This window comes from Paenibacillus sp. FSL H8-0457, assembly GCF_038051935.1.
GTDB classification, from domain to species: domain Bacteria; phylum Bacillota; class Bacilli; order Paenibacillales; family Paenibacillaceae; genus Paenibacillus_AQ; species Paenibacillus_AQ lautus_A.
This window is the reverse complement of the sequence record NZ_CP150293.1, coordinates 4,349,756-4,363,863: the sequence shown is the minus strand read 5'-3', so window position 1 is coordinate 4,363,863 and position 14,108 is coordinate 4,349,756. Positions and strand designations below refer to the sequence as shown.

14 protein-coding genes are annotated in these 14,108 nt (G+C 49.3%); 13 read left to right on the top strand and 1 reads right to left on the bottom strand.

Annotated elements, in window-relative coordinates; all coding sequences use genetic code 11:
* Window positions 1-44: 44 nt before the first annotated feature.
* The 6 genes from MHI43_RS19170 (at window position 45) to MHI43_RS19145 (ending at window position 5,686) form a co-directional block, all read left to right on the top strand.
* Window positions 45-863, top strand: coding sequence for a radical SAM protein (locus MHI43_RS19170; RefSeq protein ID WP_036661628.1), 819 nt, complete (start codon window positions 45-47; stop codon window positions 861-863).
* Between the two features lie 164 nt (window positions 864-1,027).
* Window positions 1,028-1,792, top strand: coding sequence for an SDR family oxidoreductase (locus tag MHI43_RS19165; protein ID WP_015735978.1), 765 nt, complete (start codon window positions 1,028-1,030; stop codon window positions 1,790-1,792).
* A gap of 162 nt (window positions 1,793-1,954) precedes the next feature.
* A complete protein-coding gene (locus tag MHI43_RS19160; protein WP_036661168.1) occupies window positions 1,955-2,551 on the top strand; it encodes an HAD-IA family hydrolase in 597 nt (198 codons plus the stop codon).
* 255 nt (window positions 2,552-2,806) lie between these two features.
* Complete coding sequence (locus tag MHI43_RS19155; protein ID WP_235201699.1) at window positions 2,807-3,334, top strand: 2-phosphoglycerate kinase; 528 nt, start codon at window positions 2,807-2,809, stop codon at window positions 3,332-3,334.
* A 52-nt stretch (window positions 3,335-3,386) separates the two neighbouring features.
* Window positions 3,387-3,926: a hypothetical protein gene (locus tag MHI43_RS19150; protein WP_036661164.1), complete on the top strand. Its 540-nt coding sequence runs from the start codon at window positions 3,387-3,389 to the stop codon at window positions 3,924-3,926.
* Window positions 3,927-4,222: 296 nt separating this feature from the next.
* On the top strand, window positions 4,223-5,686 hold the full coding sequence (locus MHI43_RS19145; protein WP_036661163.1) for a glycosyl hydrolase family 18 protein: 1,464 nt from the start codon (window positions 4,223-4,225) through the stop codon (window positions 5,684-5,686).
* A 415-nt stretch (window positions 5,687-6,101) separates the two neighbouring features.
* Here MHI43_RS19145 and MHI43_RS19140 read toward each other — a convergent pair whose 3' ends face one another.
* Window positions 6,102-8,498, bottom strand: coding sequence for an Ig-like domain-containing protein (locus MHI43_RS19140; protein ID WP_036661161.1), 2,397 nt, complete (start codon window positions 8,496-8,498; stop codon window positions 6,102-6,104).
* Between the two features lie 384 nt (window positions 8,499-8,882).
* Here MHI43_RS19140 and MHI43_RS19135 point away from each other — a divergent pair, with 384 nt between their 5' ends.
* The 7 genes from MHI43_RS19135 (at window position 8,883) to MHI43_RS19105 (ending at window position 14,104) form a co-directional block, all read left to right on the top strand.
* On the top strand, window positions 8,883-9,494 hold the full coding sequence (locus MHI43_RS19135) for a polysaccharide deacetylase (RefSeq protein WP_081746284.1): 612 nt from the start codon (window positions 8,883-8,885) through the stop codon (window positions 9,492-9,494).
* Window positions 9,495-9,572: 78 nt separating this feature from the next.
* Window positions 9,573-10,844: an alcohol acetyltransferase gene (locus MHI43_RS19130; RefSeq protein ID WP_036661159.1), complete on the top strand. Its 1,272-nt coding sequence runs from the start codon at window positions 9,573-9,575 to the stop codon at window positions 10,842-10,844.
* Window positions 10,841-11,521 (top strand): DUF6320 domain-containing protein, encoded by a 681-nt coding sequence (locus tag MHI43_RS19125; RefSeq protein ID WP_015735968.1) that lies wholly within the window; start codon window positions 10,841-10,843, stop codon window positions 11,519-11,521. Before MHI43_RS19130 ends, MHI43_RS19125 begins: the two co-directional genes overlap by 4 nt.
* 15 nt (window positions 11,522-11,536) lie before the next feature.
* Window positions 11,537-12,136, top strand: coding sequence for a GNAT family N-acetyltransferase (locus MHI43_RS19120; RefSeq protein WP_015735967.1), 600 nt, complete (start codon window positions 11,537-11,539; stop codon window positions 12,134-12,136).
* A gap of 229 nt (window positions 12,137-12,365) precedes the next feature.
* Window positions 12,366-12,998 (top strand): DUF4407 domain-containing protein, encoded by a 633-nt coding sequence (locus tag MHI43_RS19115; protein WP_235201714.1) that lies wholly within the window; start codon window positions 12,366-12,368, stop codon window positions 12,996-12,998.
* Window positions 12,999-13,025: 27 nt separating this feature from the next.
* Window positions 13,026-13,553, top strand: coding sequence for a hypothetical protein (locus MHI43_RS19110; protein ID WP_036661156.1), 528 nt, complete (start codon window positions 13,026-13,028; stop codon window positions 13,551-13,553).
* An 11-nt stretch (window positions 13,554-13,564) separates the two neighbouring features.
* Window positions 13,565-14,104: a thioredoxin fold domain-containing protein gene (locus MHI43_RS19105; RefSeq protein ID WP_036661153.1), complete on the top strand. Its 540-nt coding sequence runs from the start codon at window positions 13,565-13,567 to the stop codon at window positions 14,102-14,104.
* Window positions 14,105-14,108: the final 4 nt, after the last annotated feature.

Below are 14,108 nucleotides of genomic sequence, written 5' to 3'. Positions count from 1 at the left end.
GGAAGTCGTATAATAGAAGAAAGTATAGGAATGAGGTGTCCCAGGTGAAACATGAAGTGCTTTATAAAACGCCGAAGACCCTGCTCAATAAAGGAACCGGCTTCCTGAATGGATACAGCCATACCTTGAATCCGTATACAGGCTGTACCTTCGCTTGCTCCTACTGCTACGTCCGGCAAATGCCGGTTTCGATATTCCGAAATCAGGAATGGGGGAGTTGGGTTGACGTTAAGCTCGAATCTGCTGCCATTCTGCGTAAAGAACTGAAGCGTGCCAAGTCCAAGGGGCCCGTCACGATCTTCATGTCATCCAGTACCGATCCCTATCAGCCGATTGAGGCCAAGGAAGAAGTGACCCGTGCCATGCTGGAGGCCATGGTAAGCGAGCCGCCGGATTTCCTGCTGGTGCAGACTCGCAGTCCGTTGGTCCGACGGGATATCGATTTGCTGCAGCAGTTAGGAGCGCGCGTGCGGGTAAGCATGACGGTCGAGACCGATCGAGAGGATATTCGCAAGCATTTTACGCCTTCCGCTCCGCCGATCCAAGCCAGATTGAAAACCCTTGAGCTGCTGAGAAACGCAGGAATACCGACGCAAGCAGCGGTTGCTCCCGTCCTTCCAAGCACGGAGGCATTTCCTCAGATCCTCAAACCGCTCGTCAATCGCGTGTGCATCGACGATTATTTCATGGGGGACGGCAGCGGAGGCAAACGTACGAAACGGCTGCCCGTTCAGGCGTTGTATGAGGAGCTTGGTCTGGAAGAATGGTATGATCCCGCCGCCTATCAGGTGGTGTACGATCGATTCAGCAGGGCGTTTCCGGAAGAGCAGCTATTTGTCAGTCAGAAGGGTTTTGAACCTTAAACGGTAGATAGCTCGTCTAGCAGATGAGCGCTTGCTGTTTGGATGTTAAATGAAAGAGGCGAGGACCGGGAGGTAGCTTCCGGTCTTTTTATCATGCCCAGCAGTAGATGATTATGGTATGATAGGCGAAAATAACCAGTCAAACGTAGAGGAGCGAATGAACAATGAAGTTGAATTTGACGGATCAAATTGCGTTAATCACCGGTGCTGCGGGCCAATTGGGCCGGGTCATGGTCCGAACCTTGGCGGAATGCGGCGCCGATGTGGTTATCCATTATCGGGGAAGCTTAGCCAAGGCGGAAGAGCTTCAGCGCGAGGTGGAGTCGATGGGCAGACGCGCGTTCACGGTGCAAGCCGACGTGACGGATCAAGCATCCGTGAATGCCATGCGGGATGCAGTGCTTGAACACTTTGGCATGCTGCCTCATATCATCGTTGCGAATGCCGTGGAATCCTATCAATGGACGTCTGTCTTGGAGCAAGCGCCGGAAGATTACGAGAGCCAGTTCCAATCCTGCGTCATGCAAAGCGTCTACTTGGCAAAAGCCTTCGTGCCTGCCATGATCGAGCGAAAGAGCGGTCGCTTCATCGGCATCAATACCGAATGTTCGATCCAGAACTTCCCGAGTCAATCCGCCTACGTAGCAGGCAAGCGCGGCATGGACGGCGTATACCGCGTACTCGCGAAAGAAATCGGCGAGCATGGGATCACCGTCAATCAAGTCGCGCCCGGCTGGACGATCAGCGACCGCGATCGGGAGAACGGTACCGAGCATAGCGCCTCCTACGAAGCCTCCGTGCCGCTGAATCGCCGCGGAACGGACCAGGAGATTGCCAATGCCGTGGCATTCCTGGCTTCGGATTTGTCATCATTTATTACAGGGGCTTATATTCCGGTATGTGGCGGCAATGTGATGGTGGGGATTTAGCGGTTCGACACATGGTTTGTAAGTGGGAAACGTCCACGAAATTCGGATTCGCATTGCGATTAAGGGAAGGCGAAGTTCGTGGAGGTGTTAAGCGGACGGTCCCTCGTAAACACGAATACATATATCTCAGGAATTCAGTAAGATATAAAAGGAGACGAGACAATGACGGCAAAACCACAACTGGTATTGGATTTAGCTGGCGTATTGGTGAGTAATTTTTCATCTGCTTTTTGGCTTACATTAGCGGAGGGCTCCGAAATCTCGTTTCAAGATATCAGGGTACAATTTGATGAGGTTCGTAGAGACTTATGGACAGGAAAGATGAAGGAAGATGAGTTTTGGGGATGGATGAGCCTGCGAATAAAGCAGATCAACAAAGAGGAAGCCAGGGAGTTAATAACTCAATCGTTGCAACCGCTTCCTGGATTAAATCACTTGGCGCAATGGAGCGAAATCGCGGATATCCATGTACTAAGCAATCATTGCAAGGAATGGCTGGAGCCGATATTAGAAAAAGTAGAACCTTATGCTAGGAGCATTACCATTTCGAATCAAGTCGGTTTGAGGAAACCTGATCTGCAAATTTATAAACATGTTGTGAAACAATTCGAACGTTCAGAACTGACGGTTGTTTATGTTGATGATCAGGAAAAGAACCTGAAACCGGCTATCGACCTTGGATGGAAAACCTTGCTGGCCGATCAAGAGCATAAATGGATAGATCAAGTGGGACCGATGTTGGTGACCAACGTCTTGTAAGACAGGCGAGAACCACAGGAAAAAATGATATTGGAAATGTAGTCAATGAAAAGTGAGGAATTCTCATTGTTTGGACTGGGCTGCATTTATGAGTCGAGAATACTTGAATTAACAACGAAGTCTTACGATTTTTCGATGAGTAGCACACTTCATGAAATCGTTCCAGAGATTTGAACGAAGCATCAAGCATGCAGGGAGGACGCCATGTAAATGATCATATTAATCAGCGGAAACAGCTGCACGGGAAAGACATATATGGCTCAACAATTACTTGAAAAGTATCAAATGCCTTATCTGTCCATCGATCATTTGAAAATGGGCTTGTACAGAGCCGACATGAACTGCGGTTTCACGCCGGTGGATTCAACCGAGCATATCGGTGCACAATTATGGCCGATCATCAAAGGGATCATCATGACAAACATCGAAAACAAGCAAAATCTAATCATCGAAGGCTGTTACATACTGCCTCATCATCTGCAAGATTTTCGGCCGCCCTATTCGGAACACATCATTTCCGTGTTCTTAGGATTCTCCACCTCGTACATCCGGCAGAATTTCCAATCCAACATCGTTCAACACCGCAATGCTATCGAAGCGCGAATGTATCCTGAAGAGAGAACTGTTGCCGAGTATATTCATGAGCATGATGTATTCCGTGAAAAGTGTGCGGCATCGAATGTCCCTTATTTTGAAATTCAAGAGAACTATGAAGAAGAAATCGCAAATATATATGCCTACATAGATCGTGAGAAGAAGAAACTAGAGTATGAACAGCGGTAATTAAAGTTTGGAACAAACCATAACATAGGTTGACGAAGAAAGGACAGTCGCCATGGATTTATATCTATATCATTATTATGATGCGGCAACAGGACCCTTTCAAAATCTATCCTCGTTATCCATCGAAGAAGCGTTGCAGGTACAGAGGAGACTCAAACAAAACAAAAATTGGTTTGCGAGTCAACGTGCGGATGATTATATGACCATCCGTCGCGATCTGGAAGTACGGGCGAGAGCTCTATTCACGGCCAAAGGCGGCAAACCAACAAAAGAATATCCGCATTACATGACGCTTGGATCTTGCGAATGGATTAAGGAATGGTATCCGAATGGAAAAGAAATCAGGATTCTGCTGGATGATATGCAACCCGAAATGATGAGTTTCACTTATGGCGACTTATTTCCGACCATGCGGTATCAAGACGACAAGCCTTATAGAGGAAAGGTATATGTAAAAAACGAAATCCTTCAACTTGTAGACGAGTTTGGCTGGCCGCAAGATTGGAACAAAGACGGACATCATGGACCCGAGCGGTATATTGAAGTGCAGGTTTGGGACGATCGGGCACTCGGTCCTTTTATGAAATCCTAGATTGGATGAAATTGTTAAAATGAAATGTTCTGACCACAATTCGATTAAAACTCGACTTGTGGTTTTTCTTTTCACCAAATTGATCCTTTTGAGCTATTGATAATGATTAACATATAAAGTAAATTTTTTACATATTCATCAACTTACGACATACGTAAAAGAATCAAAATTGAGTATGAACAATGCATCGACATGGTTTTAAAAATTAACAAGATCATTTTCATCAAGGAGGTGATGCCGGCTTACATCAAGATAGGCTAACGTTTAATTATCAATGATTGAGGAGGGATTAATGGATGAAAAGGGATTTATCCAGATTGCTGGACAAATCGAGAGTGATGATATTGCCTTTCATGGTCGTCATGTCTATGATTATGAACTTTTTTCCCCTTGAAGTTTCTGCAGCAGAACGGGGCGCTTGGGCACCCCATGTATCTTATGTCGTTAACGACAACGTGACGTACGACGGGAAGGCGTATAAAGCGATTCAATCGCATACCTCATTACCCGGATGGGAACCACCCAATGTTCCTGCATTGTGGCAGTTTGTTCAAGGTGGTGGAGGTAATGATACAGTAGCTCCGACATCTCCTACGAATGTAATTGTAAGCGCAATCACCTCTTCAACCGTTACTTTATCCTGGCAAGCATCTACGGACAATGTAGGTGTGGCAGGATATGATGTATACCGAGGAACATCCCTCGCCATCTCTGTTACAGGAACGACAGCGACAATAACGGGTCTCTCACCGAACACAACATATTCTTTTAAGGTCATTGCAAAGGATGCTGCCGGGAATCTTTCTCCTGCCAGTGCGATCGTCAATGCAACCACTTCAGAAGGAACGGGTGGAGGTCCCCAGCCGACGAAGCATATATTGACAGGGTACTGGCAGAACTTTGTCAATGGCGCCAGCAAATTGAAAGTGAGAGATATACCGGATCAGTACGACATCATTGTTTTAGCGTTTGCCGAGATGGATCCTGCTAACCCTGGTGGTGTCACTTTCAACGTTGATTCCGCACTATCCGCAGCTCTTGGCGGGTACACCAGTGCCGAACTAATCGCGGATATTCAGGCTAAACGCGCTCAAGGTAAGAAGGTCATCATATCCATTGGAGGGGAATTAGGGAACATCAATTTGAATAATCCTTCCCCGAATGTAGCGAACTTTGTGAACAGCATGTACGGAATCATCACTCAATATGGGCTTGATGGGTTAGACATTGATCTGGAGCATGGCATGAATGTACCTAATTTAACCAATGCGATCCGCCAACTAAAACAAAAAGTAGGGAGTGATTTTGTTCTGACGATGGCTCCCCAAACGATAGACATGCAGAATCCAAACACTTCTTACATGCAGCTATATAACAATCTGAAGGATATGACAACCGTAATTAACGTCCAGTATTATAATTCTGGATGCATGTTAGGACGTGACGGGAAATGCTATTCCCAAGGCACGGTTGATTTCCTGACGGCTCTTTCGGACTTAACGCTGCAGTGGGTATCACCTTCCCAATTGGGAATAGGAGTACCTGCTACCTCTTCAGCTGCCGGAGGAGGATATGTTTCTCCAACGGTCGTAAATAATGCCCTCAATTGTCTAGCAACCGGAAACAGCTGTGGAAGTTATAAGCCCGTTGCTAAATATCCCGATATACGAGGAGCGATGACTTGGTCCATTAACTGGGACGCGACCACGAATTACGCGCTTGCCAAAACGGTGAGACCATTCCTAAACACCCTTCCTTAACACGCATGATATTTGTACAACTTAAGTAGATTGTATTATGTATATAAAATAAGGAACCTCTCCTAGATGAGTGGTGGTCTCAAACCATCATGATCACAGAGAGGTTTCTGTATGGATATCTAGCCTCAACGGAGCAGGCGGAATCATGCTGGAGAAGCAGAGAGGTCCCTTTGTCTCCGGATTTCAACCATATAATAGGATCATAAGAAATCTGGGGGCAACAGGGATTGGAAGGATGATCCGCATGCGTAGTGCTGCATTGCCTAGTAAAGAAATGAAGCGACCGTTTACCCAGCAATATTTGAGGGAGAACGGTCATTCTTTGATGCAGACAGTGCAATAACAGCAATACGCCCCGGCCTAAAGCCAGGGCGCATCTTCTATCTGAATATAGCTTTGAAATACAAGCTGAGTTTCACGGCTCCCATATCACCGTTGGATACGGGAGTTGGTCATAAGCACTTGCCCAGTAGTAGGAGTCCGCCATGATTCGCCTCGGCAGGAAGCCGATCTCGCCGCGGGATACGGAGACGAGTTCGGACTGCGATTGGAATATGCCTTCTGCACTCGTCGCGGCCGTAACGTATTTGCCTGCCATATGGGTGAATCGTCCGCTGATCTTGGCCGCAACAGGCATTCTTGTCTCCATATCGACCATCTTAAAAGTGACTTTGGCGATGCCGGAGGTGTAAGTGATGTTCATCTGGTCGATCACCATCGGTTTCATCGCAGACGGCATCGTCGTTGCGGATGCAGCCAAACTGGGAGCTCCTTCATTGCCGCTGATATCGACTGCAGTGATTTTGTAATAATAGGTGGTGTCCGGCAGCAACCCTGTATCTTTATAAGAAAGTCCTTTCGAGGTTCCGGCGTAAGTAGCGGGTCCAATCTCAAAGCCGGCTTCGGTTCCCCGATAGATCCGATATGCATTTACGGCACTGTTATCCATAGCCATATCGTAGGTTATATTGATCCGTTGATAATCAAATGCGATAGCTGCCGCTCCGCTGACCGCGCTTGGCGGTTCATGGTCGGCAGGAGGCTGCCAGGTATAGCCGCCAGGTCCCCATTCGCTTGGAAAATCCAAGATCGAGGAGTAATGGTGGAGGGCAATGCCTCCAAACGCCGGGTCATTCTGAACAGCGTCGTACACCTTGTTTAACTCCGACTCCATATAAATTCGTCCTTCTTCATGGAAGCTGATGGTTTCGGGGTCCCCGCCATCCGCGATGTCTTTGGTCTCGACACCGATCACAACCGACTTCGGCTTACCGATCAGATTGGCGTAGGCCAGCTCATTCAGCGCTTGCGCGATAATGCCTGCACTGCCATCCGCCTGATCGCGGTAATTCATGATCGAGATGTAATCGGCGGTATCCTGAATGTGTTCAGACAGCCATTTGGTTTGCCCGTTCCACGGGATATTGCTCGCATCGGCCGAAGTGTCATACCATCTCGGGATCGCTGCGCCAACCGACAAGGTGAGTCCCGATGCTTGTTTGCGTTCCATGAGCAGCTGCAGCATATCCAGATACTGAATCTGTATGAAGGGTTTTGCGGTTTTGAAGTCCGGCAGGATATACGGCTCCGTATCCACGTTCACGCCGTCGAAGCGAGCGGATTCGCTGGAAGCCAGGTTGTAATTCAGGATTTGCTCAAACTCCCGCACGGCGTGAGTATGATATCGGCTGTAGGCTCCGAAGTAAGGCGGCACGGTCCCCCCGGCGATTAAGGCTTGAACATAAAAACCCTCGGCGTGAGCCCACTCGACGAACTGTTGGACTTCGCTCCGGTAATCCTCCAGCATTTTTGCTCCGTTATATTGCCCCACAGCCAAATAGAGCGTCGTGATGGGACGTTGATGAAAAGTCGTAACATCCTTCGCCATGGAAGAGAGAACGGCTCGGGAATTCGGATTCAGGACCAGGGGATAGGAGGCATTTTCCCAGATCCAGATCGCACGATCCTGATCCGGCAGCGGTTCCGGGTCATACGTGCTGCTGGTCACCGTCTCAGGATTCGTCGCCGAGGGATTGTCAACATCACCCATTACATTAGCGAGATGTGGGTTGATATGATCATCCGCCATATAAACGGTATTCGTAACCGCTGCGAAATCCTGATTTTGTTGAGCCGATGTCTGTCCCCCGTTTCTTGCATAGACCGTCAGACTATAACCTGTATTGCCGCGTGTATCGGTTGCCCTAGCCTCCAGACTGTGAACCTGGCGAGGGGATTGTCGTAAATCCAATGTATATGAATATCCGTTCTTGGCAGGGGGAACCTGCAGCCAGTCGCCGCCGTCGATGCGGAGCTCAACCAGCGCTATCGGATTCTTCCCTTCTGCGGATATGTTGATTTTCATTTTGTTGCGCTGCAGCGTAGACTCGGTTGGGCTGGTAATCTCCACTTCCGGTGTATCAGCTGCAGGATTATCGATGTTCAAGTGAATCCAAGGAGACCAGATGCCATAACGCGTTATCGCGTCATTGCCTTTCAGGACCATTTCGACGGGGCCGTCAAGTCGGCTTGTGTCGAGTTTATAGGACCAGTTCCCGCTGTCATCGCCGTTTGGATCCTCCATCTGAACATCCGTTACGAACTCGCCGTTCAAGATGAATTGAAGCTCATACACCCCGGAATAGGTTCCGAATAACTCCGTTACGCCCGGCTGCAGTGCTTGCCCGTCCTGATGGGAGTCAATCGTAATGAACGCTGCCGCTTTAACCTGCGGTAATGGAACGCAGAGTGTAGTAAACAGAACGGCCGCCAGAAACAAAAGCCCGCACCTTCGTAAATGTGAAAGCATCATCTTAGCCACATCCTTGTCAGTTTTGATGTAAACCAAATGGACTCAACGGCAGCCATCATGATCGGAAGAGCCTAAAAATACCATGCTGCGCAAATTTAAAGCGCTTACTTTTTAAATATTACGAAAAAGATCGATTAGAACCGATGACTGGCATGTTTCAGGTTATTTTTGTTGTGCTCGAATGGGCGTTCATTCAATCGACACGAGCAGTTTTAAACGGGCCTCCGCCCTGAGACCGAGTAAAACTCTATACCTTAGGCGGTGTGAACCTGCGCAGTTCTCCATTAAGATGTGAGTAACGATTTTTTCCTGACTAATGATTGAATGTAATATTCATCAAAAAATGGGGTGTTGGATCTGCTGCAAAAATCACTTAAAACCATCATGCAAAGCACATGGATGATATGGGAACGTTTCTTCAGCTTTATTTCCAAATTCCGCAGCACGCATATCTCGCGCTTTGGCATATGCACGGTCATGATCAAGAAGCATCGGGGGGAGCGCATCGTCTGCGAGGATTCCACGGTCATTCAGGATGGGGATCTGGTAGGCGAGCTTCATTTGGATAATGAGACGATTCTGAAGCTCATTCGAGCAGAAGGGCCGGACCGCGCGGCCCTGAAGATTGCGAGGCTTGGAAGAAAATCCATGCAGCAGATTAGCCGCGCCTATGAAAGCCAGTCCGAGTTCAGCGAGGTTAACGCATTGGTCGGGATTACGCTGCTTCACCGGGGATTAACGCATGGGCTTGGTTTTGAGCATCAAGCAATGAAACCGGATCTGTTCCAGAAGCTGACCACATCCTATCTGCGCATGCTGTTGTCCGTGATGCACCCGGAGGGTAAGAGCCGCATCGATCGAAGAACCGAATTGCTCGTACCGATGAAGTTGATTCATACCCGATCCTCTTTAAGGAAGCGATTTTCGATGGGAGATCGGAGACAGCCACATGAAGAGGGGAACGCGGTCTTGGTATCGGCTGCGGTCGAAGGTTGAGTATAAGGGCGATGTATCCATATAGTAGACCGGTATGCTGTTTAAGCGGGAGAACATGAAGAAACGGGGAGAACGTACATGGAAGAATGGTATAAACTTGACCACGCGGGAAAGCTGTTCCCCGCGGTTGCGGGGAGGGAGAATTCATCTACCTACCGGCTGTCGATGATGCTGACAAGCCGGGTGAAACCAACGGTTTTACAGGAGGCGCTCGATAGCGTAATTAAGAGATTTCCACTATTGAATGTCGAGCTAAGAAATGGACTGTTCTGGAAATTTCTGCGGGAGAAGGAGACACGCTTGATGGTGGAGCCGGAATCCGCCTATCCCTGTGCCCCCGTTACTCTTTCGCATGAGAATGGAAGCTTGGTGAGGGTTCTGTATTACGGCAGCAAGATCAGCGTGGAGATTTTTCATGCTTTAACGGACGGGGGAGGGGCATTGGAGTTCCTCAAAACCTTGGCATTTCAGTATTTATCTCTTCTCGGCGAGGACGTGGAGGACAAGGAAGGCCTGATTCTGCCGCCCGCTTCATTTGCCCGTTATGCTGAAGCTCAAGATAGCTTTCAAGCGCATTATATTTCGGCCACACCCGATGCCAGGATGCCGGATGCACTTCAGATTCCGGGCACCCGTTTTTCGCCTTATGGACACAACGTCATACACGGGATGGTTCACGCATCGCGGCTGAATGCGGCAGCCAAGCAGAAGGGAGTAACCCTTACCGCTTACCTGACGGCAATTTTGATTATGGCGGTTTACGATACCACACTGCCCTTCAATAACGATAACCGGCCGATTGTGATCAGCATGCCGGTAAACCTGCGAAAAATCTTTCCTTCCAGCAGCCTCCGCAACTTTTTTGCGGTCATCAACATTGGCGTGCAACTAAAGGAAGGCATGACATTCGAGCAGGTGCTTGAAATCGTTCATGCACAGATGAAAGAGAAAACGACCAAGTCTTATTTAAGCCAAGCGATGGCCGGGAGCATGAAGTACGAAAAAAACCTGTTTTCCCGCTTCACGCCGCTGAAATTAAAGGATCTGGCAATCCGTTACGGCTTTGACCATTTCGGGGAAGAAGCCAAAACGCTTACGCTTACCAACCTAGGCCGAGTCGACATTCCAGCGAGCATGGCATCCCATATCGAGGCGATGGAAACCACGATGTATCCCACAGCCAAAAGTCCCATGAACTGTGCCGTCAGCTCGATCAACGATCAGCTCACCATCACGTTTGCCCGAAATATCGTCGAAAGCGATGTGATCATGCGCTTTTTTCGCCAGCTTGCCAGCCTGACCGAATTGGACATTACGATTGTCAGCAATGATTGGGGGATGGGCGCATGAGATGCGAAAGCTGTGGCGTATCCGTAGATCCGGCGCATCAAGCGTGTCCCTTATGCCGAAGGAATGTGCAAGGTAAAGATGAGAATCACCTCGTAAGAAATTCATGGTATCCCGTCTACGAGTCTGCCGAGGAGCAGCATGCGAGCAGCAGTCTTGTGTCCAAGTGGCTTACCTTTCTTGCGGTATCCGTCATGGGGTTATCCGTCCTGATTAACCTACTTGGGAATCGCGAGGTATGGTGGAGTTTAACCCTCATGCCCTGCGTGCTGTATGCGTGGTTGTCCATCAGGCATACCCTGATGTCCGGGTCGCATCTCGGCGGCAAAATTATCGTTCAGCTGCTCGGACTGTCCGGCATGCTGCTGTGGATCAACGTGGCGTCGGGAACGTCTTACTGGTCGACCGGTTATGTCATTCCATTCCTGATGATGGCGGCAACCTTGCTCATTACCGTTATATGCTGTTCGCGAAAAATGGGCTGGCGGGAGTTCGCAGGTTACTTATTAACACTGATCCTTCTTGGTATCGTTCCCTTATTGCTGTATGCCGTTGGCATGTCGCACGTATTATGGACAGCCGTTGCTGCGGCGGTGTACGCCTTGCTGACATTCGGCGGGATGTGCCTGATTGCAGACAAGGGATTCCGCAAGGAAATGAAGCGCAGACTACATTTTTGACAGGAGGTAATCAAGATGTGCTCGATCACGGTTAGAAGCATGGCCGATTACGAACGCGATGTTCGCGGCGAAGTGGCCGAGGTGTTTGTTAACGGGTATTATAAGGAGTTGTCTTATTTCTCCCGAGACCGGAACATGCTGGAGAACGCCTTCCGGACGTTGTTCAGCCCGGAGGTGTTTTATGTGGCGGAGGTCCAGGGAATCATTGTCGGAATCTTGGCTTGTTCCCATAATGGGCAGCGGGCCATGCCGGTCGCGTTAGCCCCGCTTCAGGATGCTTTTGGGGACAAGACGGGAGAGCTTGCATATAACGTCATGAAGAACGAATTCAACCCGGCATTGCCCTATGATGACGAGACCGGATATATCGAATGCGTGGCCACAACCGAAAAAGCACGCGGCAAAGGCGTATCAACCGCTTTGATGAAACACGTCATGTCGGAGCTGCCATACAGGCGTTACGTTCTGGAAGTGACGGACAGCAACCAAACCGCGCTTCGATTATATCAGAAATTAGGATTTCGGGAGTTTAAGCGTATACCCGAGGACTCGAATGAGAAAGGCTTCGACGACCGGATTTATATGGAGTGGACCAAATCGGCTCCACACGGTTAGGCAAGCGTGTTATGTTTTGGTTTTAATTAGAAAAAGTGAATAGCTTACAGAAAAACCGTCCACGGAGATCATCCATGGACGGTTTCTTTTTTCTGGAAAAGATAGCCACGGGCAAACATGCCCAAGCCATCGGAGATTCGTGCAAATAATCGACAGGCTATCGCTCATAAGATGAAGTGTTAAGGATTCATGTAACGGGATTGTGGGGAGGTGGCATGGCTTGTTGACGATGCTGCTTTTTATGTTTGCGGTCGGTGCCGCAATGGCCAGCGTGGATACTACCTGCGGACTGAACGTGCTAGGCAGCCTGGACAGCACGAAGGTCAGTAAATTCAACTATGCGCTGGTCTATATCGTGACCTGTACCCTTGGCGGCGCCGTAACGGGGCTTGCGGTCGGGGGCATCAATTATGTGCTGAAATTAACCCCGGCGGGCTTATATCAAAACTACGTCATCGTTGTGCTGTTGGTCGTGTTTCTGGTCTTGGAGTTGATTCAAAAAACGGGGATCCTGCCCTCCGGCAATTTCATCGTTCCCTCGGAATGGATCAAGGCTGCAGGGTATCGATCCGCGGCGTTATGGGGCCTGATTCTGGGCTTGGGTTTCATCACGCTCCAAGTGGGCGTCCTCTTTCATGCCTACATCGTGGTTTCCTTGTTTGCGGCTCCCTGGTGGTTGAGCCTGCTGGCAGGCGCGACGTTTGGAATGGTTCGAGGCACCGTGTTCAGCCTTCCGCTGATCCGGTCCATCGTCTACCGCATGCTTAAAAGAAGAGTATACAGCTTCACGCTGCTGACCGCGGTGCGGCTGGCGGTTTCCATGCTGTTGATCATGGGAGCCATCATCTGCATCATCAGCTGATGATGCCAAAAAGGAGCATACAGGTCCATGTACGATGTTCTCGCGATATTCGTTACGCTTCCCATGCTATTGTCGGTGGCAAGTTATGCCTGGGGCCGTGCCTTCGGTGATCCGGATCCATTCCCCGGGGGAGCCGGGCTGCATGTGCTGCTCATTCTTCTGCAAATTTTGACGGTGACCTTGGTATACAGCTTTCCGTCGTTGATCAGCTTCCTGGGCATTTCCTTGCTTTATTTCATTCAAGGACTGGGCGTGGCTTATTTCATCCGAATAAAAGGAAGGGTGGACTGCGGCTGCTTCGGGCCTCAGATCAGCTCCAGGCTGGGGTTTCCGTTGATTGGGTTTAATCTGGCGATGGGCTTCGCAGGATTGGTTTGCAGCTCTGCCGCAAGGCTTGCGTTTCATCAGTCGTTTACAGTAACGGGTCTGCTTATGGAAGGCATGATATTACTGCTTGCGCTGTTTGTAGTTGTAGGAGTTCCGGATGCCTTACACGCAATCCGAATATACCGCGATATTGCCGCACCGCATATTTCAAAGATAAAAAGAAGGTAGAGGAGGCCGCGATGAACACGTTCTTCTGGATCTCATATGCCATACTGTGGATTTTGGTCGTGCCTTTGGTGATTCTGAACTTGGTCCTGTTCCGGCAGCTCGGGATTATGGTGATGGGCACAGCAAGAGGAGTGAATCAGTCCGGTATCCCGGTCGGCCACAAAATGCCCGGAGCCACAACGACAACCTTGCAAGGAGCCGAGTGGTCCACCAGCGAGCTGATTGGCACGCCATCCCTCATGCTGTTCGGATCCCCGACGTGCAAGGAATGCGCCGAAATCCTGCCGGATTTTCAGCGGATCGCCATGATGAATAACGTGAAACCGATCCTGCTGTTATTTTCGTCCGCGGATTTGGCTTCGGATTATGTCCGCAAAATAGCATATGACGATGAGGTGCTGATCGTAAGCTCGGAGTTCGCAAATCACTTGGATGTCCAGGTCACGCCTTACGCCTACGCGGTGGATACAAACGGCATCATCAGGCATAAGGGTCTGGTCAACAGCCGGGAGCAGCTTGAAGCGTATGCGAAAGCATCAAATGTTTTCTAAGACG

Excerpts from the sequence above, each read along its gene's own strand:
- MHI43_RS19165 (WP_015735978.1), top strand. The coding sequence starts at position 1,028 with ATGAAGTTGAATTTGACGGATCAAATTGCGTTAATCACCGGTGCTGCG.
- MHI43_RS19160 (WP_036661168.1), top strand. The coding sequence starts at position 1,955 with ATGACGGCAAAACCACAACTGGTATTGGATTTAGCTGGCGTATTGGTG.
- MHI43_RS19155 (WP_235201699.1), top strand. The coding sequence starts at position 2,807 with ATGGCTCAACAATTACTTGAAAAGTATCAAATGCCTTATCTGTCCATC.
- MHI43_RS19150 (WP_036661164.1), top strand. The coding sequence starts at position 3,387 with ATGGATTTATATCTATATCATTATTATGATGCGGCAACAGGACCCTTT.
- MHI43_RS19145 (WP_036661163.1), top strand. The coding sequence starts at position 4,223 with ATGAAAAGGGATTTATCCAGATTGCTGGACAAATCGAGAGTGATGATA.
- MHI43_RS19140 (WP_036661161.1), bottom strand. The coding sequence starts at position 8,498 with ATGATGCTTTCACATTTACGAAGGTGCGGGCTTTTGTTTCTGGCGGCC.
- MHI43_RS19135 (WP_081746284.1), top strand. The coding sequence starts at position 8,883 with ATGCAAAGCACATGGATGATATGGGAACGTTTCTTCAGCTTTATTTCC.
- MHI43_RS19130 (WP_036661159.1), top strand. The coding sequence starts at position 9,573 with ATGGAAGAATGGTATAAACTTGACCACGCGGGAAAGCTGTTCCCCGCG.
- MHI43_RS19125 (WP_015735968.1), top strand. The coding sequence starts at position 10,841 with ATGAGATGCGAAAGCTGTGGCGTATCCGTAGATCCGGCGCATCAAGCG.
- MHI43_RS19120 (WP_015735967.1), top strand. The coding sequence starts at position 11,537 with ATGTGCTCGATCACGGTTAGAAGCATGGCCGATTACGAACGCGATGTT.
- MHI43_RS19115 (WP_235201714.1), top strand. The coding sequence starts at position 12,366 with ATGCTGCTTTTTATGTTTGCGGTCGGTGCCGCAATGGCCAGCGTGGAT.
- MHI43_RS19110 (WP_036661156.1), top strand. The coding sequence starts at position 13,026 with ATGTACGATGTTCTCGCGATATTCGTTACGCTTCCCATGCTATTGTCG.
- MHI43_RS19105 (WP_036661153.1), top strand. The coding sequence starts at position 13,565 with ATGAACACGTTCTTCTGGATCTCATATGCCATACTGTGGATTTTGGTC.